This window comes from Streptomyces sp. TLI_146, assembly GCF_002846415.1.
Taxonomy (GTDB): Bacteria; Actinomycetota; Actinomycetes; order Streptomycetales; family Streptomycetaceae; genus Streptomyces.
Genome location: NZ_PJMX01000001.1, coordinates 1670566 through 1695601 on the forward strand (window position 1 = coordinate 1670566; position 25036 = coordinate 1695601).

Below are 25036 nucleotides of genomic sequence, written 5' to 3' on the forward strand. Positions count from 1 at the left end.
TCCCCCGCCCGGGGCGGTTCGCTAGCCGATGCTGCGGAAGGCCAGCACCGCGTTGTGGCCGCCGAAGCCGAACGAGTCGCTGAGCGCGATGTCGCCGTCCAGCGGCAGTGAGCGCGGGCTGTGGCGCACGACGTCGAGGGCGATCCCGTCCTCGACGTCGTCGCACCCGGCCGTCGGCGGGATCAGCCCGTCCCGCAGCGCCAGGACGGTGGCGATGGCCTCCACGCCGCCCGCGCCGCCCTGGAGGTGGCCGAGCGCGCCCTTGTTGGCGGTGACCGGGACGTCCGGGGTGTGGGCGCCCAGGACCCGGCCCAGCGCCCGCGCCTCGGCCCGGTCGCCCTCGACCGTGGCGGTGGCGTGGGCGTTGACGTGGACCACGTCCGCCGCCGTGGCGTCCGCGTCCGCGAGGGCCGCCCGCAGCGCCGCCTCGATGCCGCGGCCGCCCGGTTCGGGGGCCGCCATGTGGAAGGCGTCGGCCGACAGGCCCCATCCGGCGGCCTCGCAGTAGATGCGCGCGCCCCGGGCCCTGGCGTGCTCCTCGGCTTCCAGGACCAGCACGCCCGCGCCCTCGCCGAGGACGAATCCGTCCCTGTTCTTGTCGAAGGGGCGGGACGCGGACGCCGGTTCGTCGTTGCGGGTGGAAACGGCTCTCATCGCAGCGAAGGCGGCCAGGATCACCGGGGTGATCACGGCTTCGGTGCCGCCCGCCACCACCAGGTCGAGGTGCCCGTCACGGACGCGGTCCACGGCGCGCCCGATGGCCTCGGTGCCGGAGGCGCAGGCCGACACCAAGGTGCCGGCCTCGCCCAGGAGGCCGAGGTCGATGGAGATCTGCGCGGCGGCCGAGGACGGCACCAGCATCGGCGCGGTATGCGGCGACACCGCGCGCGGGCCCCGCCGCTCGAGCCGGTGCTGGGCCTCGACGAGCACCGGCGCGCCGCCGATGATCGACCCCAGCGACACCCCGGCCCGGGCGGGCAGCAACCCGCTCTCGCGGGCGCCCTCAAGGTCCAGGCCCGCGTCCCGCCAGGCCTCGCGTGCGGCGAGCACGGCCAGCTGCGCGGACCGGTTCATCCGCCGCGCCACCGGCCTGGGCAGCAGGTCCGCCGGGTCCACCGCGGCCCGCGCGGCGAGCCGAACCGGCAGCCCGTCGAACTCCTCGCCCTCCAGTACCCCGACCGCCGAGCGCCCCGACAGCAGCCCCTGCCAGAGCCCGGCGACGTCGGGGCCGAGCGGGGTGAGCGCGCCGATGCCGGTCACCACGACCCGCCGTCTGCCGCTGCCGGGCCCCTCGGGCTGGGTCACGTCGGCGGGGTCGACCCGGCCCACCCGCACCACTTGGCGCTCGCGCCGGTCGAGCAGACGCTCCTGGTCCGAGCCGCCGCCGACCGGGCGCAGGACGAGCCGGGTGCGGGACTCGCTGGCGGGCGCGGTGCGCACCACGACGTGCCAGCGGTCCACGCCGGTCGCGACGACGTCGCCCGGTACGAGCTCTCCGGTGGTGAGGAGCCAGCACTCCCCGCCCATGACCGACTCTTCACTCATCACGGCATCCCGGTTCGCACATGTGAACGACTCCGGGGCGTCACACCAGCCTCATGAAGTCGATAAAGCGATCTGGGAACATCTTGCCCGGTCGGCCCCGGGCCGGCACCTCGGCGGACCGGGCCCGCCACTCAGGGGCGGCCCGCCTCCGGCACCGCCTCGCCGCGCCGCACCGGCTCCGGCGGGGTGCCGTCCCCGAACGGGCGGCCGCCCAGCTGCTCGCGGTGGTGGGGGGTGAGCCAGCCGGACAGATCGGGGCCGACGGGCACGATCCCGGTCGGGTTGATGCCGGACTGCACGAGGTAGTAGTGCCGCTTGATGTGGTCGAAGTCGACGGTGTCGCCGAAGCCCGGGGTCTGGAAGAGGTCCCGGGCGTAGGCCCACAGCACCGGGTCCTCGCTCAGTTTGTTCCGGTTGCACTTGAAGTGCCCGTGGTAGACGGCGTCGAAGCGCACCAGCGTGGTGAACAGCCGGATGTCCGCCTCGGTGATGGTGTCCCCGACCAGATAGCGGCGGTCCGCGAGGCGCCCGGAGAGCAGGTCGAGCCGGCGGAACACATCGCGGTGGGCGTCCTCGTACTCCCGCTGCCCGGTGGCGAAACCGGCCCGGTACACCCCGTTGTTGAGGTCGCGGTAGACGGCGTCCATGACCTCGTCGATCTCGTCGCGCAGCTCCTCGGGGTAGAGGTCGGGCGCGCCCGCGCGGTGCAGCTCGCGCCACTCGGTGGCCAGGTCCAGGGTGATCCGCTGGAAGTCGTTGGTGACCAGCTCGCCGCTGGGCACGTCCACGATCGCGGGGACGCTGACGCCACCCGAGTAGCCGGGCTCGCGCGCCTCGTACGCCTCGGCGAGGTAGCGGATGCCGAGCACCGGGTCCCGGCCGTCCGGGTGGAGGGTGAAGCGCCAGCTGCGGTCGTCCTGGATGGGGTCGGCGACCGCAAGCGAGAGGGCGTCGTCCAGGCCGAGGAGCCGCCGGGAGATCAGGGCGCGGCTCGCCCAGGGGCAGGCGCGGCTGACGACCAGCCGGTAGCGGCCGTACTCGACGGGCCAGCCGTCGCGCCCGTCCCGGGTGATGCGGTCGACGAAGTGGCTGCGTGAGCGCTTGAACGGCCGGCGCCCGTATCCCGCGTTGCCGCCGCTGCCCTCCGGGCCCGCCGTGTCGCTGTCGTCGGGGCGGCTCATCCCCGTCTCCTTCCCGCTGGACTCGCGTGCTTGGTGCGATCCTTCCCCCGAAGCGGGAGATCTCCCGCCGGATGAGCCGCCCGGTCGAGCGCGTGTCCCCCGTCGGGGGTCGGCGCGCGGCTAGCTGAACGGGTCGAGCGTGAGGTAGGCCTGCCTCGGATCCCCGTCGTTGACCAGCGACTCGTGGTTGCCGACGTCGTCGAAGGCGAAGGCGTACGCCTTGCCGTCGGCCATCCGGGCGTGGATCTCGCGGGCGTACTGGTTGGTCACCGCGTCCTGGTAGAAGGCGCCGGACCCGGTGTCCGGCTGGTTGGGGTTGACCAGCAGCGTGGAGCGGTTGTAGCCCGCGCAGAGGGTGCGCGAGATCGGGCCGCGTACCAGGTCGTTCGGGGCGTCGAGCAGCTTGTAGCAGCCGAGGACGCTGTCGGAGTCGGGCTTGAGGAAGCTGGTGACGACCGCGCCCGCGCTGTTGGTGAAGTTCATCGTGGAGCCGGAGACCCGGCCGAAGTACCTGGTGTCCGGCCGGTCGGCGAAGGGCGTGACGGTCAGCGTCGAGGTGCTGTACTTCTGCCAGACCCGGTTGATGTAGTCGTCGAGGACGGTCCTCGCCAGGGCGCCCGACTCGATGCCGTGGCCGGGGGCGAGCGCGCGCAGCACCGTTCCGTCGGGCCGGGTCTGGATCAGGTTCGCCCAGCCGCCCGGCTTGCCCCTGAGCGCGGTGAAGATGCCGTTGTAGCCGCCGGGCTTGAGGTGGCCGGTCGACTTGGTGGTGCCGCTCGCGGTCTTGACGCCCACCGCGTACGGGGCGGAGACCATGTCGACCTGGGTGCTGTTGATCCACAGCCCGGCGTCGTTGAGCGTGTACTCGGACCAGTTGAAGAGGATGTTCCGGTTCGGGTCGCTCGGGTTCTGCACCGCCGGCTGCACCAGACCGCCCGTGGTGAGCTTGAAGACGAGCTTCTGACCGTACGAGAAGTAGACGCGGCCGGAGAACTTGGGTATCCGGATGGTCGTCGACTGCCCGCTCGCCGGTCCCGCGATCGAGGCGTCGGGCGCCGGGGTGGGCGGGTTGCCCCCGGCCGGCCAGGGGTGGAAGGTGCCGTTGGCGTCGGCCCAGCCCTGCTGGCCGGTCGAGAGCAGTGTTCCGAGGTTGTAGAGGTAGACCGGTTCGCCGCGCCCGGAGTTGTTGGTCACGGTGAGCGGGATGGTCGAGGGCACGGCGGCCGTGGCGGGACCGGCCGCGCCGGTGGCCGTGAACCCCGCTGCGACGAGCAACGCGGCCACCAGGGGTGCCAGGGGTTTTCCTAGGACGGACACGCTCCAACTCCTCATCGGTCCGGCGGATCACGTGGGGGGCGCCGCGAGGAGGAATGGGTTCTTCCACCTCGTGAGAGCGCTCTCAGAATCGTCCCGGGAGGAAGGCGTGTCAATGCGCGTGCGTCAACTTCCTTGAGGAAGCAGGGGTGTTGGCGGGGTCCCACCGTTCACTTGGTGTCGTGTCCCCGCCCTGGTCGCCGTACGGCTAGGACCTCGGTGCCACCGAGACCACCCGGCCCCGGTCCACCCAGCCGCCGTGGCCGTCGCCGCCCGCCCAGGTGTGCACGGAGGCCGCCGTGGCCGAGGGGCCCGCCAGGATGTAGTCGGCGTTGCCGTCCCCGCTGAAGTCCGCCAGCGACACCCGGGCGGTGTCGGTGGTGAAGCCGGTGGTGGTGTTGCCGAGGTCGACCCAGCTGCCCCGGCCGTCGCCGCCCCGGTTGAGGAAGCTGCGGACCGCGCCGTTCGATGCCACCACGCTGTAGTCGGGGCGGCCGTCGTCGTCGAGGTCGGCGAACCGCACCCGGCTCGCGTCGGCCGTCACCCCGGTGGCGACCCGGCCCCAGTCCGTCCAGCCGCCGCGTCCGTCGCCGCCCCTGTTGAGCAGGACCCGCACCTCGCCGGTGGCGCCGAGGGTGACGTAGTCGGTCCGGCCGTCGCCGTCGAAGTCCGCGAACACCACCTGCCGCGCGTCCTCCGTGGTGCCCTCGGTGACCTGCCCCAGCGCCTGCCAGCCGCCGTGCGGGTCGCCGCCCCGGTTGAGGAAGACGCGTACGGCGCCGTTCGCGTCCAGGGCGACGCAATCGGCGCGGCCGTCGCCGTCGAAGTCCGCGAACCGCACCCGGACCGGGGCGGCGGGCAGGCCCCGGACGACCCGGCCGAGCGGCTTCCAGCCGCCGCGCCCGTTGCCGCCCCGGTTGAGGCGTACGGACGCGCCGCCGTGGCCGTCCAGCGTGAACTGGTCCATGCGGCGGTCGCCGTCGAAGTCCGCCCAGCGTACGGAGTTCGCCCCGCCCGCCTCGGTGCCGGCGCCGAGCGCGGGGCCGCCGGACTCCCAGCCCCGGCGCCACACCGCGTCCAGCGGCTTGAAGAAGGACCAGGCCATCCGCCGGAACCCGGCGTCGTTGGGGTGGAGCTGGTCGACGAACTCGGCCTGGGTGAGCGCGGGCGGCTCCACATAGCGGAACTTCCGCCCCGCCCGGCTCTCGGTCTCCTCCAGCGCCTTGGCCCGTACGTTGAACGCCTTGGCGGGCGCCTCCAGGCCGCTCGTGGTGGGGATGAGGCCCATCACCAGGACGGTGACGCCCGGCTTGTCCGCGTAGATCCGGTCGACCAGGGCCGCGAGCCGGTCGGGGGCGTGCGGCAGGTCGATGTCCCGGGCGATGTCGTTGATACCGATGTGGAGGAGCACCACGTCGGGCCGGGCGCCGGCCATCCAGCCGTCGATGCCGTCGCGCAGCTGGTCGATGACGTAGCCGCTGTGGCCCTCGTTGGAGAAGTCGGCGAAGCTGCCGGAGGCCTTGGAGCCCACGAACCGTACGGTGTAGCGCCTTTCGAGCCGCATGATCTGCCACAGCGGGCGCCGGTAGGAGGAGAGGGTGGGGCTGCCGCCGCCCCAGGTGATCGAGTCGCCCAGCGGCATCACCCGCAGCACCGGGGTGCCCTTGTGGACGGCGGCCGAGGGGCTCGCGGGCAGCGTCGCCAGGGAGAGGGCCCCCGCGAGGGCGAGGAGGGAGCGGGTCAACCGGATTCGTCTCATGATCTTCCTCCAGCCGGAAAGGCGCCGGTGACGCCTTGTCTTGACGGGGCATCAGTTGCCACGGCAGTCATGGGATCACTCCTGACCACCGTCTCGCGCGTTCTTGTACAGCAGGAGAACCCGGCCGGAGCAGCGAACGGCGCCCGTGTTGACGCCCGCTGGACAAGGAACGGGGTACGGACGCCCTCTTGCCCGCATGACGAGCCGCGCGCACGGTACTCGCAGGACGACGACGCGCGGATCCCCCGCGCCGGCCCCGACCCCCAGGAGGTGGCTTCGGATGACGGAGCCGATCAGCCCGGCCGTTGAGAAACCCGACACCGACGAATACCGCACCGGTACTTCGGGCACCACCCTGCAGACCGCGCGGAGCGGTGCGGGTCAGCCACCCGCGACCCGGGGCCGGACGACGATCGCCGGGGGCGTGGTGGAGAAGATCGCCGGGCTCGCGGCGCGCGAGGTGCCGGGCATCCACGCGCTGGGCGGCGGATTCGCCCGGACCATAGGCGCGATGCGCGACCGGGTGCCGAGGGCGCGCGGCGCGGCCGTCAGCCGGGGCGTGAAGGTGGAGGTCGGCGAGCGGCAGACGGCCATCGACCTGGATGTGGTGGTGGAGTACGGCGTGAGCATCACGGCGGTCGCGGCGGAGGTGCGCGAGAACGTGATCGCGGCCGTGGAGCGGATGACCGGTCTGGAGGTCGTGGAGGTCAACATCTCGGTCGACGACGTCCACCTGCCCGACGACGGCTCCTCGGAGGGCTCCGAGGCCCGCGTGCAGTAGCGGGACGGGCCGTCGGCGCCCGGCTCATTCGTTCGGGGCCGCCGAGGTGGCCCGGCGGCCCCGGACCCGGGAGGCTGGGGAGGACTCCCACCGCCCCGAGGAGACCCGATGGCCCCGACGCCGTACCGCTACGACGACCTGCGCGCCCTCTACGTCAACTGCACGCTCAAGCGCTCTCCCGAGGTCAGCAACACCGAGGGCCTGATCGACCGGAGCCGCGCGGTGCTGGAGGGCAACGGCGTCACCACGGAGGTGATCCGCGCCGTCGACCACGACATCGCGACCGGTGTCTGGCCCGATATGACGGCGCACGGCTGGGCGAGCGACGACTGGCCCGCGCTGTACGAGAAGGTGATGGCGGCCGACATCCTGGTGCTCTGCGGGCCCATCTGGCTGGGCGACAACAGCTCGGTCGCCAAACGGGTGGTGGAGCGGCTCTACGCCTGCTCCAGCCTGCTGAACGAGCAGGGGCAGTACGCCTATTACGGCCGGGTCGGCGGCTGTCTGATCACCGGCAACGAGGACGGCGTCAAGCACTGCGCCATGAACCTCCTCTACAGCCTCCAGCACCTCGGCTACACCATCGCGCCGCAGGCCGACGCGGGGTGGATCGGCGAGGCGGGGCCCGGCCCGTCGTATCTGGACCCGGGCTCGGGCGGCCCCGAGAACGACTTCACCAACCGCAACACGTCCTTCATGAGCTGGAACCTGATGCACCTGGCGGCGCTGCTCAAGCGCGCGGGCGGCATCCCCGCGCACGGCAACCAGCGCTCGGCCTGGGACGCGGGCTGCCGGGAGGACTTCGCCAACCCCGAGCACCGGTGAGAGCCGGTCTTTGAACCCCCCGTCGTCCGCCCGGCCGCCTAGCCGATGACCGTCGGCGAGCCCGGGCGTTTGACCGCCTGGCCGACGACGACCGTCTCCACCCGGCTGACGCCGAGGCCGCTCAGATCGTCCGAAATGAAGCGGTAGAGCGCCGCCAGATCCGGCACCCAGACGGCCGCGTGCAGAGTGAACGGCCCGGTGGTGGCGAACGCCCCGTGCACGGCGGGGTGCGCGGCGAGCGCCCGGCCCGCCGCGTCCAGCCGGTCCGGCGGCACCTCCAGCATGACGTTGGCGTCGATGGCGAGCCCCAACCGGCGTACGTCCACGGCGACTTGGGTCAGCAGGCGCCCCTCGGCGGCGAGCCGGGCGATACGGCGCCGGACCGTGGACTCCGGGTGCCCGACGCGGGCGGCCACGGTCGCGGCGGTCGCGCGGGCGTCGGCGGTGAGCTCCGCGAGGACGGCCCGGTCGAGTGCGTCGTACGCCTTGTGCGGGGCGCCGGCGGCGGGCGGCGGGGTGAGCGCGGCCCGTTCGGCGGCGGTCAGCACGTCGTGGCGCCACTCGAAGGCGTAGCGGAAGGCGTGCACGACGGTGGCGGCCGTGACCGAGGTGACGGCCCCGGTGGACGGAAGGTGCCGGAACAGGAGCGGGTCGCGCGAGCCCGGCGCGGTCCTGGCCACCGCCGTGATCTCGTCCCCGGACGCCGAGACGTCGACGAAGGGCACGTCCTCGCGGGCCGCGAGCGCGGCGGTGATCGTGTCGAGCCTGCCCCGCAGCACCTTGATCCGCAGCAGGAGCACCCCGAGGGTGTCCGGCACGGCGGGCAGCGCGAGGACCCGCACGACGCCGTCCGCCATGAGCGCGCGCCAGCGGCGCTGCACGGTGCGGGCGCCGATCCCCAGCACCTCCCCGGCCCGCTCGGCGCCGAGCCGCCCGTCGCACTGGAGCGCCGCGATCAGCCGCTGGTCTTGCTCATCGAGTACCCCAACCGCCGAATTCGCCGCCATGGCATACATCTTCGCTCACTTCGGAGGGCTGGGGACGGCTGCCCCACCGCTCCTCCCCGCAGGATGGAGACATCCCCCGCAACCGACCCGAAGCGGAGCCCCCATGTCGTACGAAACGTCCTGCGCGGAACTCCTCGCGCCGATGGCCGACGCGGCCGTCGAAGTAGGCGAACTGCTCCTCAAGGCACCCCGGCCGGCGCCCGTCGCCACCTTCGAGGCGTTCAGGTCCCTCTTCCTGGAGCTGGAGGCCCCGCTGATCGCGGCGCTGCGGCCGCGCCTCGACGCGGTACGGCCCGGGGTGGCGTGGGCCGACGAGATGGACGCCGTACTGCCCGAGCGCGGTGAGGTGTGGGTGGTCGACGCCATCGACGAGGCGGTGCAGTTCATGCGGGACATGCCGCAGTACTGCGTGAGCGTCACGCTGGTACGCGACCGGGAGCCGGTGGCCGCCGTGCTGCACTGCCCGCCGCTCGGCGAGACCTACCGGGCCGCCGCCGGGCACGGGGCCACCCGGAACGGGGTGCCGATCGGCCCGTCGGGCGAGCGGGAGTTGGCGGCGGCGGTCGTGGGCAGCAGCCATCCGCCGTTCGTCGGGGAGCAGCCGGGCGCCGCCGAGGCGTGGGGGCGCTCGCTGGCGGCGGTGGCGCCCGCCGTGGCGGCCGTGCGCAACCTCGGCCCGACGTCCTGGCAGATCGCGGACGCGGCGGCCGGACGGCTCGACGCCTTCTGGCAGTTCGGCCGGGACGACGGCAATCTGCTGCCGGGCGCGCTGCTGGCCCGGGAGGCGGGCGCCCTGGTCACCGACGCCGAGGGGCGGCCGTGGCGGGCGGGGGCCGCCGCGTTCCTCGCGGCGCCCCCCGCACTGCACGCGCGGCTGCTGCCGCTGCTGGCTCAGCCGAGCCGGACCGGGATCTCCTGGTAGCCGAAGGCGATGAACGACGGCACCTGGCTCAACTCGTCCGCCTCGGTGGCCAGTCGCAGGCCCGGGAAGCGCTCGAACAGGGCGGGCAGCGCCGTCAGCGCCTCCATCCGGGCCAGCGGCGCGCCGATGCAGCGGTGCACGCCTATCCCGAAGGCCAGGTGGTCGTCGGCGGCGCGGGTGGCGTCGAAGGCACCGGCGTTCTCGCCGTAGTGGGCCGGGTCGTGACCGGCCGCCGCGTAGGTGGTGACGATGGCGTCGCCCGCCGGGATGGTGACCCCGTCGACCTCGATGTCGGTGACGGCGAACCGCAGCGGCAGGGTGGCGATGGACGGGTGGACCCGCAGGACCTCGTCGATCACGTTGTCCCAGCTGATCCCGCCGGAGCGGACGGCGGCGAGCTGGTCGGGGTGGTGGAGCAGGTCGACGACGGCGTTGCCGATGAGGTTGACCGTCGTCTCGAAGCCGGCGCCGATGACGAGCAGCAGCGTGTAGACGAGCTCGTCGTTGCTGAGCCGGTCACCGTCCTCGTCCCGGACCTTGATCAGCTCGGTGGTCATGTCGTCGCCGGGCACCTCGCTCTTGAACGCGATGAGCGAGGGCAGCACATAGGCGATCTGCTTCTGCACGAAGTCGGCGTGCTCGGGGCTCGGGTCCGAGGTGTCCATGATGGCCGCGATCAGCCCGGCCATGTCCTTGACCAGATAGCCCGGAACGCCGAAGAGTTCGCAGATCAGCCGCATCGGCAGCGGGTGCGCGTAGGCCGCCTTCAGATCGACCGGCTCACCGGAGGCCGCCTCCTCGGCCAGAGAGTCGAGCAGCTCGGCGGTGATCGCCTCCACCCGGGCGCGCATCGCCTCGGTGCGCCGGGCGGTGAAGCTGGGGGCGACGAGCTTGCGCAGCCGGGTGTGGTCGGCCCCGTACGTGGAGAGCATGTTGATCACGCCGACCCAGCCCAGGATCCAGCCCCAGTCGGGGTGCTCGCCGAGCTCGGACCACAGCCGCCAGTGCTGACGGGGGTCCTTGCTGACCCGGGGGTCGAGGATCAGGGACTTGAGGGTGTCGTAACCGGTGGGCGCCCAGGCGGGGATGCCTCCTGGCAGCTCGACGGGAACCACCGTGCCGAGCGCGCGCAGCCGGGCGCTCTCGGCGGGGATGTCGGCGCCGAACGGGTCGAGGGGCACTCGCGTGGACGGGGTCATGCTCGTTCTCCTGGCTGGTCGGGGGTGCGCGGGGTGAAGCGGACGGGCAGCGACGTGAGCGATCGGTGGAACGGGCCGGGGCGCCAGGTCAGGCGCCCGCGCTCGGTGGTGGGATCGAGGTCGGGCAGCCACTGGGTGAGCCGCTCGATGGCCTCGGTGGCGATCAGCAGGGTGTGCTGTTTGACCGGGCAGCCGTGGTTGCCCGCGGACCAGGACAGGTGCGAGGCGTCGTGCGGGTGGTGCCGCCCGGCGAACTGGTGCTCCGCGAAGTGGCCGATGGCGCCATAGGAGACCACCACCGGCACGGCGGCCTGGATCCACACCCCGTGGAAGCTCAGCGACTCGCGGGCGAAGTGGATGCCGTAGTTGGAGAGCGGCGTCTCGTACCGCAGCACCTCGGCGACGGCGTCCGCGACCGGGCGCGAGCCGCTGGTCAGGGTCGAGTAGTAGGCGGGGTTGCCCAGGATGCGGGAGAGCGCGTTGGAGACGAGGTTGGCGGTGGGCTCGTGGCCCGCGCCGAGGGTGAGGAACACCTGCCAGGTGACCTCCTCGGGGGTGAGCCCCGCCGGGTGGTCCAGGAGGCGGCTGGTGAGGTCGTCGCCGCGCTGGGCGCTCTTGGCGGCGACGAGTTCCAGGACATAGCGGCCGTACTCGGCCTCGCCCTGCACCGCCTGCTCGCCGCCCTCCATCATCTGGCCCAGCGAGTCGTTGAGGCGGCCGCTCTCGCTGTCGGGCAGGCCGAACAGGTTGTTGAAGACCAGCGCCATCAGGGGCCGGGCGAACTCCGTCACGAGGTCGGCCCGCCCGGCCGGCCCGAACCGGCCCACCAGGATGTCCACCGCCCGGTGCACCCGCTCGCGCAGGTCGTGCGGCTCGACCAGGTCGAAGGCGTCGAGCAGGGTGCGCCGGTAGCGGATATGGGCGTCGCCGTCCGCGAAGAGCGCGTTGGGCCGCCAGCGCATCATGCCGAGGACCGGCGAGTCGGCCGCGACCGTGGCCTCCCAGGGCCTCGGGTCGTGCGACCAGGTGTCGGAGTCGTGCAGCAGGTCGAGCGCGGCCCGCCGGTCGGTGACGACGTACGCGGGGACGCCCGGGGCGAGTTCGGCCCAGCCGACCGGGCCCTGGGCGCGCAGCGCCGCGTAGTAGGCGTGCGGGTCGGCGGCGAAGCCGTCCTCCCACAGCCGCACCGGCGCGGAGAGCGAGAAGGCGGCTGCGGGGGCGGGGTAGGCGGGGTGCGGGTTCACCGGGTCTCCGGGCGGTTGCGGGCGATCAGGTGCTGGACGAGCGCGAGCAGCGCGTCGATGGAGGAGTTGGTGTCGCGGGCGTCGCACGTCACCATCGGGGTGCCGGCCTCCAGGTCGAGCGAGCGGCGCAGCTGTTCCTCGGTGTACGGGCGGGAGTCGGGGAAGGTGTTGAGCGCGACCGCGTACGGCAGTCCGGTCTCCTCCACCAGGCCGAGCACGTCGAAGGAGTCGTCGATGCGCCGGGTGTCCACCAGGACGAGCGCGCCGAGCGCCCCGTAGGCGATGTCCGCCCACAGCGAGCGGAAACGTTCCTGTCCGGGGGTGCCGAAGAGGTAGAGCACCACTCCCCCGCCCAGACTGATCCGCCCGAAGTCGATGGCGACCGTGGTGGTGGTCTTGTCCCGGACACCGGCCAGGTCGTCCACCCGGGCCGAGGCCTCGCTCAGGTGCTCCTCGGTGTGCAGCGGGCGGATCTCGGAGACCGAGTCGATCAGGGTGGTCTTGCCCACCCCGAACGGACCCGCGACCAGGATCTTCACCAACTCGCGTGCGGTGTCGGGCAGATGGATCCCACGGGCCCCGGCGGCGCCGGTGGAGCCGGGGCTACTGCTTGAGGGCGCGGAGGCCATCGGCCACTCTCTTCAACAGATCGGGGGCGGGCAGTGCGGCGACGGGAATGGGCGGGCGGGCGCTCACCAGGCCCTCGTCGATCAGCTCGGCGGCGAGCACCCGGACGGCGGAGACCGGCAGTTCCAGGAGCGCCGCCGTCTCGACGACGGTGAGCGAGCCGCCGTCCAGCACGTCCAGCAGGGCGTGCTGGGCGGCGGGCAGTCCGGCGGGCTCCGGCCCGCCCGCGCCGGTCAGCACGGACAGCCGCTCCAGGCTGTTGCGGCTGGGCCGCGCGACTCCGCCGGTGGAGAGATAGGCGGGAACCAGCGGGCGGCCGCCGCGGCGGCCCGTCATACGTGGGTGGCGCCGTCGGCTCCGCGCGGCGCGGCCGCCATGGTCTTCTCACCGAGCCGGGCCACCTGGGAGTGGACGCGGTGGGCGAGCAGGTCGAGCCGGACGTCCGGGTCGCCGTAGGCCGCCACACAGGTGCCGTGGGCGGTCGGCGCGACCAGGATGTAGCCGTGGTCGGACTCGATGACGACCTGGCGGATACGGGCGTCCTCCTGGTCCGCGAAGGCGGCCGCGGCGGTGCGGCAGGCGCCCTGCACGGTGCTCATGATGGCGGCGGTGCGCTCGGCGGACGCCTGTGACAGCGCCTGGGTGTAGCCGGAGACGAGGCCGTCGCGGGTGAGCAGGACGGCGGCCCGGACGTGCGGGATCTCCAGGATCGCGTCGAGCACCCACGAGTTCTCGCCGGTAGTGCCGCTGGTCATCGCGGTTCGTTCCCTTCGGTGGGGGCGGCGGAGCGGGCCGCGGCGGTGCCGGACTGCAGTGCGCCGAGCGCGGCGGCCGACTCCTCGGGGGTACGGGCGGGCGCCGCGGTCGTCTCGGCGGGCAGCGCGGCCCGGGCGCGGCGGCGCCGCTGGGGCAGCGCGTCGCCGTCGGGCGCGGGCTCATGGGTGATCGCGCCGGTGTCGTACGCGGCGACGGGCTCGGGTGCGAACGGCTCGGCGGCCTGCGGGGCGGGCGGCTCGGCGGCCGTGCGCGTGGAGCGCGGCGCGGCCGCGGCCGGCGGCCGCCGGGCCGGGTCGATCCGGCTCAGCAGGTGGTTCTTGACCAGGAGCACCGCGCGGACGCCGCCGTACGGCGAGGGCGAGGACAGGTCGACCGAGAGGTCGAACTGCCGGGTCAGCTGGCCGATCGCGGCCAGGCCCATCCGGGGCGGGTCGCCGAGCTCGGAGAGCAGGATCGGCTCGGTCCCGGCCACCATCCGCTGGGCGTAGGCGCGTTCGTCGGGGCTCATGCCGACCCCGGCGTCGTCGATGGTGACCGAGACGCCGTGGTGGGCGCGTTCGAGGTTCACCACGACCTCGGTGTCCGGGGCGGAGTGGCGCAGCGCGTTGTCGAGCAGCTCGGCCACGATGATCGCGACGGGCTCGACGGCGTGCGAGACGAGCGCGGTGCCGGTCTCCAGATGGTTGTGGACCCGGACGCGGTGGTAGCCGACGAGCCGGGACTGACCGCCTGTCACCGCGTCCACCAGGTGCGACTCCTCGCGGGCAAGGCCGACCCAGGCGCCGCAGACCACGGCGGTGACCTGGGCGCGCCGCAGCGACTGCTCGTTCTCGTGGTCGAGGGCGAAGAGCGTCTGGGCCAGCTCGGGGTCGTCGTAGCGCTGCTGGAGGCCGCGCAGCTGGTCCTGGAGGCGGTAGAGGCCGGCCTGGATCTCCCGGGTGGCGCCGCGCATCCCCGCGCGGGCGGCGGCGTCCACACGCTTGCGCTCCTGCGCCACGGCGGCCGCGACCCCGTCCAGGACGCCGTCGAGGCCCGCGCCGAGCTCGGTGCCCGCGAGGTCCGGGTGGAGGGGGCCGGGCACCTGCACGTGCGGATGCGCGGCCCGGGTCGCCTCGGCCGGGACGCGGCGCTGGGCGAGATGGGAAACCTCGGCGGCGTACGCCCGGGAGAGGCCGCCGGTTTCGGCGCGGGCGGCGTCCACCTGGGAGCGCAGCCCGGCGATCTCCTCCTGCTGCCGGGCTCCCCGGCGCCGGGAGCTCAGCAGCCCGCCCGCCAGCACGAACGCGGACAGGGTCCCGGCCGCCAGGCCTCCGGCGGCCAGGTCCGGTATCTCAATCATCTGATGGACCTTCAGGGGAGATCGGGAGAAGGGCATGTGGACGGCCGCCCCGGAAGGCGAACGTGGCCAGTACACACTGTCATTGACCGGTCCCGCACTGTTTTACACGAAGATCCTTTCGAACCTGAACGCGGGAGTCCGATTCTTTACGAAACGTCAGCGTGTCGGCAGGTGCGCGCCCCTACTGTTGGTTGAAGAAGTTGCGGACCCAGTACCGGCGCCGCCGCGCCTCGCCGCCGTACTCCTCGTCGTCGTTGTCGTCCGGGTGGTGCAGCACCGTCCAGCTCACGGCCGAGACGGCCGGTTCCAACGACAGCCTGCTCACCGCCTCTTCCAGAAGGCTGTCGTCGCGGCGCTCGGTGGTGAGTTCGGCGGCCACCGTCACCTTGCCCGGGGCGTCGGCGTCCTGGCTGTGCACCGAGCGCAGCCGGAACCCCGGCCGGGTCAGGGCCTGGACCGAAAGGATGCGGACGTGCGCCTCCTCGGGCTCGGTGCACTCCACCTCGAAGAGGTAGTCGGTGCCGACCTCGACCCCGCCGTGCGGCTCGCGGTCCATACGCCGCCCCAGCGGGCGCAGCAGCAGGTTCGCGCCGACCACCCCGACCGTGCCGAGGGCCGCCACACCGTAGAGCCCGGCCCCGGAGAGCGCGCCGACCGCCGCCGAACACCACAGGGTGGCGGCGGTGTTGAGGCCGCGCACACTCAGCCCGTCGCGCATGATGACACCGGCGCCGAGGAAGCCGATGCCGGAGACGATCTGCGCGGCCACCCGGGAGCCGTCGTAGCCACTGGTGCTGGTGGCGTCGACGAACCCGTACGTGGAGAGCAGGACGAAGAGCGCGGAGCCGGCGGCCACCAGCGCGTTGGTCCGCAGCCCGGCCATCCGGGCCCGCCACTGGCGCTCCAGGCCGATGATCCCGCCATAGCCCAGGCCCGCCCCGATGTTGGCGGCCGTGTGCCACTCGTTGAGCATGTTCCGTACTCCTCGCCGTCTGTGCGTCCCTCTCCTATCGGCCGCTCGCGCCCCGGTGTTGAACGGGATCGGCGGGCGGGCCACGACAGGCCCTAGGCTGGACGGACGGCACCGCACCCCACGGAGGAGTCTTGGAGATCCGGACCGCACAGCGGCAGGCCTGGGAGAACAAGATCGAGAAGGGGTTCAACGTCACCGACGTGCCGCTGGAGTTCGGGCTGCTCACGGCCGAGGTGGGCGAGGCGTTCACGGCGTGGCGCAAACGGCTCCCGGACTTCGGCGAGGAACTGGCCGATGTCTTCCTCTATCTGGCCGCGCTGGCCGAGATGAACGGGATCGACCTGGACGACGAGGTCGCCTGCAAGCTGGAGAAGAACCGCCGCCGCGCGTATGTGCGCGACGAGCGCGGTGTCCTGATCCGGGTCAGGGAGGGCTGAGGCCTTACGTGTGGGCCGCCGCCCAGGCAGTGAGTTCGGCGCGGGCGGCGCTCAGCAGTTCGCCGGACGGATCGGCGGCGCCGTCGGTGACCAGCGCGAAGTGGACGGCGCCCGGCTCGGCTGCGGTGAGCAGCAGCCGTCGGCTCCCGGTGCCGCCGGGCTCGGGCGCGACGGCGATCGGAGTGTGCGCCGCGTAGCCGGGCGGGCGCGAGACGGCGCCGAGGTCGGAGACGACGGTGGTGGTGGCGAACGACCCCGGCAGATGGAGTTCGGTGGGCGCGGCCACCCCGTTCGCGCGCCAGAGCAGCAGGCCGTAGCGGCCGGTGCCGACCAGCCGCGCCACATGCGGGAGCGCGGCCGGAACGGGGTTCCAGGCCAGCGTGGTGGAGCCGTCGCGGGAGCGGTCCTCGTAGGTGAAGGCGAGGACGCGGCCCGCCGTGGCACCGGGGTAGAGGCGGTCGAGCAGCCGGGCGTCCTGACGCAGAGCCGGTGCGCCCGAGGCGTCCAGGCGCACGGCCGAGAGGTCCTCGTCGTTCCAGGCGTCGCCGGCGGTCAGGACCTTGCCGGGGTTGCCGTTCATGAGCTCGTGGTGGCGGCCGCTGTACAGGTCCCACTGCCACTGCGTGCCCGACAGGACCGGCCCGGAGGCCAGCGGGTCCGACCACCAGGCGGCCCCGGGAAGGCGGGAGTCCAGGCCCTGGTACATCGCCTTGAGGACGCTCGGCGCCTTGTCGGAGACGGTTCCGGAGAGCGGATGGCCGAACTCGCTGACCACGGAGGCCGTGCTCGCGGATGCGGCCCGGTCGCGCACGGAGCCGAGGTCGCGCGCGTACTGCCCGTCGCCCGCCTTGCCCCACATGAAGACGCCCGAGATCGCCTTCTGGTCGTAGAAGTGGGTGTTGAGCACATAGCGCGGTCCGAGGGCGCCCGCGTCGAGGAGCCCGCCCTCCTGCCGCTGGAAGTCGAGGTTGGCGTTCCAGAAGAGGTTGGGCTCGACATAGGCGGGCTTGGCCTGCCAGCCCGCCGCGTCCATCCGGGCCCGGAAGCGCTGGTAGAACGGCCAGAGCAGGTCCCGCTCCCAGGTGCGGCTGGTCTGCCCGGTGTCGTAACCGCCCGCGTACGGCTCGTTGTACGGGTCGAATCCGGCGACCGCCGCGAACTCCTCGGCGGTGAGGTGCCCGGCGAGGTGGGCCAGGGTGGTCCCGGCGGTGGCGAGGAAGGCGTCCTGGATGCCGCGCGTGTTGTGCCAGAAGTCGTGGGAGGCGCGCTTGACGGCCTCGTTCTGGGTGATGTTCTGACCCCAGAACAGGCAGATCCCGCAGGACTCGCGCGGATAGCCGCCGGCCGCCACAACCCAGGCGGGGGCGCCGTCGCCGGTGTACCAACTGCCGCTGTTGAAGAGGTACCGCGAGAAGAGATCCTGGTGGAAGTCGGGCAGCACCCGGATCCCGGCGTCCAGGAAGGCCCGCATCTGCTCGGTGACGGCATCGAGATAGCCGGTGTCCACCTGGCCGCGTACGGGCTCGGCGGCCGCCCAGGAGAGCAGGAACCGTACGGTGTTGGCGCCGCCGAGGGCGCGCACGGCGGTCGCTGAGGCGCGGGCGTCGGCGACCGAGGCGAACGGCAGTCCGCCGTGCTCGGCGAGTTTGGTCTCGCCGGAGACGTTGTACCCGCGCAGCACCACCTCGCGGCCGAGCCCGTCGACGAGGCGCCCGTCCTCGACGGTGAGCGCGGACGCGGCGGCGCCGTCGAACCACTGGGCGCCGGGGAGCCCCTCGGCGGCCGAGGGCGGGGTGCCGCCCGCCGCGAGGAGCGCGGCGAGAAGAACGAGGACCCCGTAGGCACGCGCCCACGACTTTGGCATGCCCATTACCATCGCGGCGGGCCGGAGCGCAGTCAACACTCCGGCCCGCCGCCGCCCGCTAGCGGCCGGTGAACACGGCGACCGTCCGCCCCGGGACGGTGAACGTGCCCGAACCCACCTCGTACGAGGCCGACTTCACCGTGGCATCACCGCCCGCCGCCTGGACCGGATGCAGGGCGTACCCGTGGCCCGCCAGGTCGGCGACCCGCTGGGTCTGCCGGTCCGGGGTCGCGTTGAAGACGACGACCAGACCACCGAGCCGCATCGTGATCACCCCCGGCGTCTCGTCCTTGCCGGAGAGCGGGAAGGAGAGCGCGGACTGCACTTCGGCCGACGTGGCCAGCCGGAACGCCGGATCGCTCGTACGGATCTTCAGCAGGTCCCGGTAGGCGGCCGACGCGGCCGTGATCTCCGGGCACCCGACCCTGAGCGCGGGCGCGGTCAACAGCGGTTTCGCATAGGCCCACTTGGACTGGTTGTCCGCCGCCGGAGGCAAGCCGCGCCCGAACCCGTTGCCGTCCCCGCAGTCCCAGTGGATCGCGTTGAACCAGTCCCCGCTGTCGAACGAGTTGCGGTCCAGCGACTTGGAGCGCAGCAGATCCGTACCGGCCTGGGACAGCGCGGGCCCCTGCGACAGCGTGGCCGTGGCCAGCGCGAGCACCTGCATCCTGGCCCGGTCGGCCGCCGGCGTGGAGCGCGGCAGCTTGAACGCGAGCGCGTCGAACAGCGACTCGTTGTCGTGGGCGTCGGTGTACGCGAGCGCGTCGCCCGGGGACTCGGCGTACCCGGCCGGGGCGCCGTTGTAGTCGACGTCCGCGCCCTTGACCGTACGGCCCGAGGTGTCGGTGAAGGTGTACCCGGCCAGGTTGCCGGAGAGACCGACCTTGATCAGGTCCTGGTAGTGCAGCAGCCGGGCCCGCTGCTCGGCCGGAGTGCCGTTGGCGGCCGAGGAGTTGGGGTCGGTGTACAGACCGGAGGCGAAGCCCTGGACGCCGGGGTCCTCGTCGAAGGGGCCGCCGCCGCGCACCGCGTCGCGCGCCCGGTCCGAGAAGGTGGCGATACCGGTGCCCGCCATGTTCTTCTGGGTCGCCTGGACGAACCGGGCGTCGTCGGCGACCTCGCCGAAGTTCCAGCCCTCCCCGTACAGGACGATCTTCTTCCCGTCGACGCCGTCCTTCTGGGGCGTCAGCGCGTCGAGCGCCTTGCGGACCGCGAGGATGTTCGCCTTGGGGTGGTGGCCCATCAGGTCGAAGCGGAAGCCGTCGACCTTGTACTGCCTGGCCCAGGTGACCACCGAGTCCACGACGAGCTTGCCCATCATGGCGTTCTCCGGCGCGGTGTTGGCGCAGCAGGTGGAGGTGGCCACCGTGCCGTCGGCGAGGAGCCGCTGGTAGTAGCCGGGCACGATCTTGTCGAGGACCGACTTGTCGGCTTGGCCGCTCGCCACGGTGTGGTTGTAGACGACGTCCATCACCGTGCGCAGCCCGGCGCCGTTGAGGCCCTGGACCATCTGCCGGAACTCGACGGTCCGCCGGGTCCCCTCGGGGTCACTGGCGTAGGACCCCTCGGGCACGGTGTAGTGCAGCGGGTCGTACCCCCAGTTGTAGGCGTCCTTGGCGGCGGTCTTCGCCACGCACGCCTGCTGCTCGGGCGAGTCCGGCGCGTACACCTTGAGGTCGCAGCCGGGGACGGCCTGGTCGGACTTCTTCTCCGGGATGGTGCCGATGTCGAACGCCGGGAGGAGGTGGACGTACGAAGTCCCGGAGGCGGCCAGCTCCTTGAGGTGCTTCATGCCCTGGGAGCCGGTGTCCGTGAAGGCCAGGTACTGGCCGGGGTGGCGGGAGGTGCGGTCCGCGATCGAGAAGTCGCGGATGTGCAGCTCCTGGATCTGCGCGGCGCGCAGCGGCACAGCCGCGGGCTTGCGCAGGGCCGCCCAGCCCTTGGGCGCGAGCTTCGGATCGGCGAGGTCGACGACGAGGCTGCGGGCCGAGTCGGTGGTCAGGGCGGTGGAGTACGGGTCGGTGACCAGGTTGGTGACGACCTTCTGGACGCTGGGCGCCCACACCGTCACGGCGTACCGGTACGGCTTGCCCGACCAGCTCCTCGGACCCGTCACCGACCAGACGCCGGTCGCGTCGTCGCGGTGCATCGCGACCGTACGGCCGTCGAGTTCGAGGGCGACGCGCCGGGCGGTCGGCGCCCAGAGCGAGAGCGTCGGGCGCCCGCCGCCGAAGACGGGGCCGAGCGCGGCCTCGGCGGCCCGGGCGCTGTACAGGTCGTCGAGGACGCCCTGGGTCTGGACGCCGGTGGCGGCCAGCAGGGCGCCGTTGGCGAGGCGCTGGGTGGCGACGATCTGGCCGGTGAGGGCCTGTCCGACGCGGGCGCGGTCGCGCGGGTCGACGGTGAACGCCGCGTACTTCTTGAGGTGCGGGAACCGGGCCTTCTGCGCGTCCGTGAGGCCGCCGGGCACGGGCGAGAGCCGCAGCCAGTGGCCCTGGCCGGTCAGGGCGCCCTCCTTGACGGCGAGGCCGCCGTCCGGCGCGTACACCAGCTGGTGGCTCGCGGCGGCGGTGCCCGTGTCCCAGGCGACGGTGTCGCGGTCGATCCACTGCGCCCGCGACTTCGACAGATCGAGGTCGGCGGCGGAGCCGGACGTCATGGGCAGAAGGTACTTCTCGACGCCGCCGAGCAGCCAGACCTCGTGCGAGTACGTCGAGAACTCCAGGGAGCGGTCGGAGCCGAACTCCTTGGTGTCGCCCTTGTGGAGGATGTAACTCAGGCTCGACGCGCCCTCCTTGAGGGGCACCTCGAAGACCGCGCCGAATGCGTCGGTGCGCACCGGCAGCAGCGGGCTCGACCAGTCGGTGGGCGTCGCGGCCCCCGTCCAGGTGTGGATGCCCCAGCCGCTGTAGTCGCCGTCGGCGCGCTGGTAGTGGATGACGGCCTTGGTGGTGTCCTGCGGCGGGTAGCTGCCCACGGGCGGCGCGGTCAGGACCGCGTCCTTGCCCTGCTCGACCCAGATCTCGCCGGTCCCGCCGACGTCGATGGTGCGGTCGGCGGTGACGTCCTTGGTGCCGTCCTTGTCGATGACGAGGAACCCGACGCTGGAAGCACCCGGCTTGAGCTTGACGTACGCGAAGGCGCCGTAGGCGTCGCGGCCGGTGAAGGCGTGGCCCGCGGGCCAGGTGGTGGACTCGCCGTCGGCGAGGTCGCCCCAGGCGTAGAGCCGCCAGTCGGTGTAGTCGCCCGCCGGGCGCTTGTAGTGGACCACGGCGTAGTCGCGCCGGGTCGCGGTGGGCACCGGGTCGGCGGCGGGCGCGCCGCTGGTGGTCGCGGCGGTCGCGCTCGCGGTGCGACCGGCCGAGTCGACGACGACGGCCTTGTAGCGCAGGGGGGTTCCGGCCGCGAGGGTCGCGGGCAGGTGCTGGACGACCTTGTACGGGGCGTGGTCGGCGGAGCCGAGGACCTGCCACTCGCCGGTGCCGGTCTGGGCGGCGAACACCACCCGGTTCAGCCGGCCGCCATCGGTGTCGGCCGCGATCTCGACGTCACCGGTGGCGCCGGCCGCCGGTGCCTTGAGGGTGAGCGAGGGCCGCGCGGCGGGGGCGCCCAGGGGCTTCGCCGCCTTGTAGACGACGGCGGAGAGGGCGGGCACCCGCACCGATACCCGGCGGTCGGGGGAGCTGGTGAGCGTGCCGGACGCGCCGTAGATCCCGGTGAAGGCGGTGTCCGCCGAGCCCGTCGCGAACTCGGCGGTCTTCTCCTCGGTGGCGTTGTTGACGGCGACCACGTACTCGGTCCCGGTCCTCGCGTCGGTGCGGGAGAAGGCGTAGACGCCCTTGCCCGGCGCCGCGTACCGCTCGCTCTGCACCCCGTCGGCGAGCGCCGGGTTCTGCTTGCGGAGCCTGGAGAGAGCGGCGATCGCCTTGTAGAGAGGGTGCTCCGGATCGAAAGCACTGCTCTCGTGCGTACGGGTCGTCCCGATCTGGCGGTCGTCCAGATAGTCGGCGACCTTGGACGGGAACATCGTCTGCCGGGCGTCCTTGTCGCCGCCCGCGCCGGTGAAGCCCTGCTCGTCGCCGTAGTAGACGACCGGGTTGCCCCGGCTGAGGAACATCAGCTCATGGGCCAGCTTGTCGCGCCGCAGCAGTTCGGCGGCGTCGGCCCGGGGGTTGTCCTGGACCAGGAAGCCGCCGATCCGGCCCATGTCGTGGTTGCCGAGGAAGGTCACCTGCTCGTAGGCGTTGGCCTTGTCGGTGGTGTAGCGGTAGTCCTGGCCGAGGGCCCCGGCCAGGTCACCGGCGGAGCCGCCCTGCGAGACATAGCTCCGCATCGCCTGCTGGTAGGGGAAGTCCAGGGTCGCGTCGAGTCTGCCCCGGGTGACGTACGGGGAGGTCACGGACGGGTCCGCGGAGTACACCTCGCCGTAGATGAAGAAGTCCTTGCGCCCGTGCTTCGCCGCGTAGGCGTCCAGGGCGGTCGCCCACTGGGTCCAGAAATCCATGTCGACGTGTTTGACGGTGTCGACGCGGAAGCCGTCCACGTCGAAGTCCTTCACCCACTTCTCGTAGATCTTCTCCATGCCCCGCACGACCTCGGGCCGCTCGGTCCACAGGTCGTCGAGCCCCGAGAAGTCCCCGTACTCCGCACTCTCACCGGCGAAGGTCGAGTCGCCCCTGTTGTGGTAGAGCGCGGGGTCGTTGAGCCATGCCGGGACCTTGGCGTTCTTCTCGGCTGCGGGCACGGCCGGGGTGTAGGGGAAGGAGCCGGGGCCGACGGCCGGGAAGCCCTTGCCGCCGGCCGCGTAGGCGCTGTCGTCGAACGGCACGCCGTCCTTCGTCAGATACGGGAACGCGCCCTTGGAGAGGTACGCGGAGCTCTGCTCCCGGTGGCCGATGACGTCGGCGGTGTGGTTGGTGATGACGTCGAAGAAGACCTTCATGCCCTTGGCATGGGCCTTGTCGATCAGCCGTGCCAGATCCGCGTTGGTGCCGAAGTGCGGGTCGACCTGGGTGAAGTCGGTGATCCAGTAGCCGTGGTACCCGGCGCTCTGGTCGGCGCCGGTGCCCTGGACCGGCTTGTTCTTGAAGATCGGCGCCAGCCAGATCGCGGTGCTGCCGAGCCCCTTGATGTAGTCCAGCTTCTGGGTCAGGCCCTTGAGGTCGCCGCCCTGGTAGAAGCCCTTGTCGGTCGGGTCGTACCCCGTCACCGAGCGGCCGCCGGTCAGACCGCCCCTGTTGTTGGCGCCGTCGCCGTCGGCGAACCGGTCCGGCAGCACGAAGTAGGGCTGCTCCCGGGTGAGTTCGTGCCGGGCGGGCTCGGCGGCGAGCCGGGCGTCGGACGGCGGGGCCGGATGCGCGGCGGGCGCCGGATGCGCCGCGGGCGCGGCCGACGCCAGCAGCGCGAGGGCCACGGCGGCGGTGACGGCGGTTCGGCGCGGAGAGCCGATCACGGGACGTACTCCTTCTCCAGGGTGACTACGGGGTACGGACGCGGGGCACGGGGGGATCGTCGGGCCGGCCGGTCAGTCGCGCCAGGGGGCGTTCACGTCACGTGCCGCCGCACGTCCTGGCGTCGATGTGCAGGGCGAGCGCGGTGTCCGGGGCGAGGGTCGCGGTGAACCGCCCGCCGCTGTCGACGGTGACGCTTTTGCCGCTCTGCACGTCGCAGTAGCCGCCGGCGGGCAGCGACGTCTGGAAGGTGCGGGTGAGCGGGGAGCCCTCGTGGTTGAGGGCGACGTAGGCCTTGGCACCCCGGCCGAAGGCGATGGCGTTGCCGCCGTTGTCCCACCAGTCGGTGACCGCCGCGGTGCCCGCCGTGTTGCGGAACCTGACCATCGAGCGGACCTCGGGCCAGGCGTGCTGGCACTTCCAGCCGTCGCTGTAACAGGCGTTCACCTGGCCGTTGTTGGGCGGCCCCGCGTCCTTGTCGCTGAACACATAGCCGGAGTGGACGTCCGGGGAGCCGTAGGGCCAGGCCAGCATGAAGACATGGGCCAGGGTGTACCGGGCGCCGTCGTTGTAGGTGAGCGTCTGGCCGCCGCGCTCGGTGTCGTGGTTGTCGACGAAGACGGAGGCCTTGCCGGCGGTCATATAGCCCCAGCCCTCGCCGAAGTTCTTCAGGTACGCGAGCTTCTCGTTGCTGAACACCCGCTTGAGGTCCCAGGAGTAGCGGAACTCCTGGGCGTCGCCGGTGTTGAGGTACTCGGTGGGCTGGACGGCCTCGCCCGCGCCGTAGATCGTCTCCTGCTTCCAGTAGACGCCCGGGTTGCTCAGGCGGGACTTGATGGCGGCGAGGTCGTCCTCGGGTATGTGCTTGGCCGCGTCGACGCGGAAGCCGTCGACGCCCAGCGAGAGCAGGTCGTTGAGGTATCCGGCGATGGTGTTGCGGACGTGCTCCTCGCCGGTGTCGAGGTCGGCCAGGCCCACCAGCTCGCAGTGCTGGACGTGCCAGCGGTCCTGGTAGTTGGTGATCTCGGCCTTGCAGTCGTCGAGGTCGGCCGAGGAGTACGTACCGGGGTAGTCGTACTTGGTGTACGCGGACCCGGCGGTGCCGGTGCCGGAGCCGCTCGCCATGTGGTTGATCACCGAGTCGGCGACGACCTTGACGCCCGCCGCGTGACAGGTGTCCACCATGGAGCGGAAGGCGGCGCGGTCGCCGAGCCGGTTGCCGAGCTTGTAGCTGACGGGCTGGTAGCCGGTCCACCAGGCGGCGCCCTGTATACGTTCCTGGGGCGGCGAGACCTGGACGTATCCATATCCGTCGGGGCCGAGTTCGTCGGTGCATGCCTTGGCGACCGAGGCGAAGTTCCACTCGAACAGGACGGCGGTCACGTCCTTGGGCCCGGGCGCGGCGGCCTGGACCTGCGGCGCGCCGAGAACCACACTGCCCGCGGCCCCGGCGACGAGCGCGACGGCGGCGGCCAGTGGTCTGCGCGTACGGCGGCGGTGGGGGGTGCTGGCGGTACGACCGTCCATGGGGGGACCTCCGTGCGGGGATGCGGGGGGACGGAGCCGGCTCCGGGGCGGCGCGGCCCGCCCGCCCCGGAGATATGTCTGAATGTTCTTGCTGAAAAGATCGGAAAGTTGTTGCGGTCGAGACCGTAGGCGGCCCGGACGGCCTGGTCAACCCTTTGGACACACCGCCGCCATGCCACGGAAATCTCACCGATTCCTCCCCGCGAAGCCTTTCGCAAGAGATTGCAACGGTGTTACGTTCAACGACACCTCGGGCCCGGACGTG

At 72.5% G+C, this 25036-nt stretch carries 18 protein-coding genes and 1 pseudogene; 4 read left to right on the forward strand and 15 right to left on the reverse strand.

The features are described from left to right. Positions 1 to 21: 21 nt before the first annotated feature. The 4 genes from BX283_RS07650 to BX283_RS07665 all read right to left on the reverse strand — a co-directional run bounded on the left by BX283_RS07650 (position 22) and on the right by BX283_RS07665 (position 5799). Positions 22 to 1545: a beta-ketoacyl synthase gene (locus tag BX283_RS07650; RefSeq protein ID WP_257582185.1), complete on the reverse strand. Its 1524-nt coding sequence runs from the start codon at positions 1543 to 1545 to the stop codon at positions 22 to 24. A 131-nt stretch (positions 1546 to 1676) separates the two neighbouring features. After that, positions 1677 to 2726, reverse strand: coding sequence for a glutathione S-transferase family protein (locus tag BX283_RS07655; protein ID WP_101386887.1), 1050 nt, complete (start codon positions 2724 to 2726; stop codon positions 1677 to 1679). Positions 2727 to 2846: 120 nt separating this feature from the next. After that, positions 2847 to 4043 (reverse strand): glycoside hydrolase family 64 protein, encoded by a 1197-nt coding sequence (locus tag BX283_RS07660; RefSeq protein ID WP_101386888.1) that lies wholly within the window; start codon positions 4041 to 4043, stop codon positions 2847 to 2849. A 205-nt stretch (positions 4044 to 4248) separates the two neighbouring features. Continuing rightward, entirely contained in the window at positions 4249 to 5799 is a 1551-nt protein-coding gene (locus BX283_RS07665) for an FG-GAP-like repeat-containing protein (protein ID WP_101386889.1), read from the reverse strand. Positions 5800 to 6079: 280 nt separating this feature from the next. Between BX283_RS07665 and BX283_RS07670 the strand changes: the two genes are divergently transcribed. Further along, positions 6080 to 6580, forward strand: a complete 501-nt coding sequence (locus BX283_RS07670) for an Asp23/Gls24 family envelope stress response protein (protein ID WP_101386890.1) — start codon at positions 6080 to 6082, stop codon at positions 6578 to 6580. A gap of 108 nt (positions 6581 to 6688) precedes the next feature. Continuing rightward, positions 6689 to 7405, forward strand: a complete 717-nt coding sequence (locus BX283_RS07675; protein WP_101386891.1) for a flavodoxin family protein — start codon at positions 6689 to 6691, stop codon at positions 7403 to 7405. Between the two features lie 38 nt (positions 7406 to 7443). Here the strand turns inward: BX283_RS07675 and BX283_RS07680 are convergent, their stop codons facing one another. Then, positions 7444 to 8412, reverse strand: a complete 969-nt coding sequence (locus BX283_RS07680; protein ID WP_101392212.1) for an Lrp/AsnC family transcriptional regulator — start codon at positions 8410 to 8412, stop codon at positions 7444 to 7446. A gap of 103 nt (positions 8413 to 8515) precedes the next feature. Here BX283_RS07680 and BX283_RS07685 point away from each other — a divergent pair, with 103 nt between their 5' ends. After that, positions 8516 to 9334 (forward strand): inositol monophosphatase family protein, encoded by an 819-nt coding sequence (locus BX283_RS07685; protein ID WP_101386892.1) that lies wholly within the window; start codon positions 8516 to 8518, stop codon positions 9332 to 9334. Here the strand turns inward: BX283_RS07685 and BX283_RS07690 are convergent. From BX283_RS07690 to BX283_RS07720, 7 genes are all read right to left on the reverse strand, one after another. Beyond that, positions 9304 to 10533, reverse strand: a complete 1230-nt coding sequence (locus BX283_RS07690; protein ID WP_101386893.1) for a cytochrome P450 — start codon at positions 10531 to 10533, stop codon at positions 9304 to 9306. The two genes, BX283_RS07685 and BX283_RS07690, sit on opposite strands and share 31 nt — an antisense overlap. Continuing rightward, entirely contained in the window at positions 10530 to 11777 is a 1248-nt protein-coding gene (locus BX283_RS07695; protein ID WP_101386894.1) for a cytochrome P450, read from the reverse strand. The genes BX283_RS07690 and BX283_RS07695 overlap by 4 nt, the downstream gene beginning before the upstream one ends. Further along, positions 11774 to 12406, reverse strand: a complete 633-nt coding sequence (locus BX283_RS07700) for an ATP/GTP-binding protein (protein ID WP_101386895.1) — start codon at positions 12404 to 12406, stop codon at positions 11774 to 11776. Before BX283_RS07700 ends, BX283_RS07695 begins: the two co-directional genes overlap by 4 nt. Continuing rightward, positions 12381 to 12740 (reverse strand): DUF742 domain-containing protein, encoded by a 360-nt coding sequence (locus BX283_RS07705; RefSeq protein ID WP_101386896.1) that lies wholly within the window; start codon positions 12738 to 12740, stop codon positions 12381 to 12383. The genes BX283_RS07700 and BX283_RS07705 overlap by 26 nt, the downstream gene beginning before the upstream one ends. Next, a complete protein-coding gene (locus BX283_RS07710) occupies positions 12737 to 13159 on the reverse strand; it encodes a roadblock/LC7 domain-containing protein (protein WP_101386897.1) in 423 nt (140 codons plus the stop codon). The genes BX283_RS07705 and BX283_RS07710 overlap by 4 nt, the downstream gene beginning before the upstream one ends. Beyond that, entirely contained in the window at positions 13156 to 14520 is a 1365-nt protein-coding gene (locus tag BX283_RS07715; RefSeq protein WP_101386898.1) for an ATP-binding protein, read from the reverse strand. Before BX283_RS07715 ends, BX283_RS07710 begins: the two co-directional genes overlap by 4 nt. A 181-nt stretch (positions 14521 to 14701) precedes the next feature. After that, a complete protein-coding gene (locus BX283_RS07720; RefSeq protein ID WP_101386899.1) occupies positions 14702 to 15493 on the reverse strand; it encodes an MgtC/SapB family protein in 792 nt (263 codons plus the stop codon). Between the two features lie 131 nt (positions 15494 to 15624). Here BX283_RS07720 and BX283_RS07725 point away from each other — a divergent pair, with 131 nt between their 5' ends. Beyond that, positions 15625 to 15930 (forward strand): MazG nucleotide pyrophosphohydrolase domain-containing protein, encoded by a 306-nt coding sequence (locus tag BX283_RS07725; RefSeq protein WP_101386900.1) that lies wholly within the window; start codon positions 15625 to 15627, stop codon positions 15928 to 15930. Positions 15931 to 15934: 4 nt separating this feature from the next. Here the strand turns inward: BX283_RS07725 and BX283_RS07730 are convergent, their stop codons facing one another. The 3 genes and pseudogenes from BX283_RS07730 to BX283_RS07740 all read right to left on the reverse strand — a co-directional run. Continuing rightward, positions 15935 to 17794 (reverse strand): cellulase family glycosylhydrolase, encoded by a 1860-nt coding sequence (locus BX283_RS07730; RefSeq protein WP_101392213.1) that lies wholly within the window; start codon positions 17792 to 17794, stop codon positions 15935 to 15937. Between the two features lie 58 nt (positions 17795 to 17852). Next, the gene (gene pulA, locus BX283_RS07735) at positions 17853 to 23243 is read right to left on the reverse strand and encodes a pullulanase-type alpha-1,6-glucosidase (RefSeq protein ID WP_373979547.1); all 5391 of its coding nucleotides are present in this window, start codon (positions 23241 to 23243) and stop codon (positions 17853 to 17855) included. 106 nt (positions 23244 to 23349) lie between these two features. Further along, positions 23350 to 24771: pseudogene (locus BX283_RS07740) on the reverse strand (alpha-amylase family protein); the annotation flags it as partial. Positions 24772 to 25036: the final 265 nt, after the last annotated feature.

Coding starts and splice junctions, on each gene's coding strand:
- BX283_RS07650 (WP_257582185.1), bottom strand. CDS start 1,545: ATGAGTGAAGAGTCGGTCATGGGCGGGGAGTGCTGGCTCCTCACCACC.
- BX283_RS07655 (WP_101386887.1), bottom strand. CDS start 2,726: ATGAGCCGCCCCGACGACAGCGACACGGCGGGCCCGGAGGGCAGCGGC.
- BX283_RS07665 (WP_101386889.1), bottom strand. CDS start 5,799: ATGAGACGAATCCGGTTGACCCGCTCCCTCCTCGCCCTCGCGGGGGCC.
- BX283_RS07670 (WP_101386890.1), top strand. CDS start 6,080: ATGACGGAGCCGATCAGCCCGGCCGTTGAGAAACCCGACACCGACGAA.
- BX283_RS07675 (WP_101386891.1), top strand. CDS start 6,689: ATGGCCCCGACGCCGTACCGCTACGACGACCTGCGCGCCCTCTACGTC.
- BX283_RS07680 (WP_101392212.1), bottom strand. CDS start 8,412: ATGGCGGCGAATTCGGCGGTTGGGGTACTCGATGAGCAAGACCAGCGG.
- BX283_RS07685 (WP_101386892.1), top strand. CDS start 8,516: ATGTCGTACGAAACGTCCTGCGCGGAACTCCTCGCGCCGATGGCCGAC.
- BX283_RS07690 (WP_101386893.1), bottom strand. CDS start 10,533: ATGACCCCGTCCACGCGAGTGCCCCTCGACCCGTTCGGCGCCGACATC.
- BX283_RS07700 (WP_101386895.1), bottom strand. CDS start 12,406: ATGGCCTCCGCGCCCTCAAGCAGTAGCCCCGGCTCCACCGGCGCCGCC.
- BX283_RS07705 (WP_101386896.1), bottom strand. CDS start 12,740: ATGACGGGCCGCCGCGGCGGCCGCCCGCTGGTTCCCGCCTATCTCTCC.
- BX283_RS07710 (WP_101386897.1), bottom strand. CDS start 13,159: ATGACCAGCGGCACTACCGGCGAGAACTCGTGGGTGCTCGACGCGATC.
- BX283_RS07715 (WP_101386898.1), bottom strand. CDS start 14,520: ATGATTGAGATACCGGACCTGGCCGCCGGAGGCCTGGCGGCCGGGACC.
- BX283_RS07720 (WP_101386899.1), bottom strand. CDS start 15,493: ATGCTCAACGAGTGGCACACGGCCGCCAACATCGGGGCGGGCCTGGGC.
- BX283_RS07730 (WP_101392213.1), bottom strand. CDS start 17,794: ATGCCAAAGTCGTGGGCGCGTGCCTACGGGGTCCTCGTTCTTCTCGCC.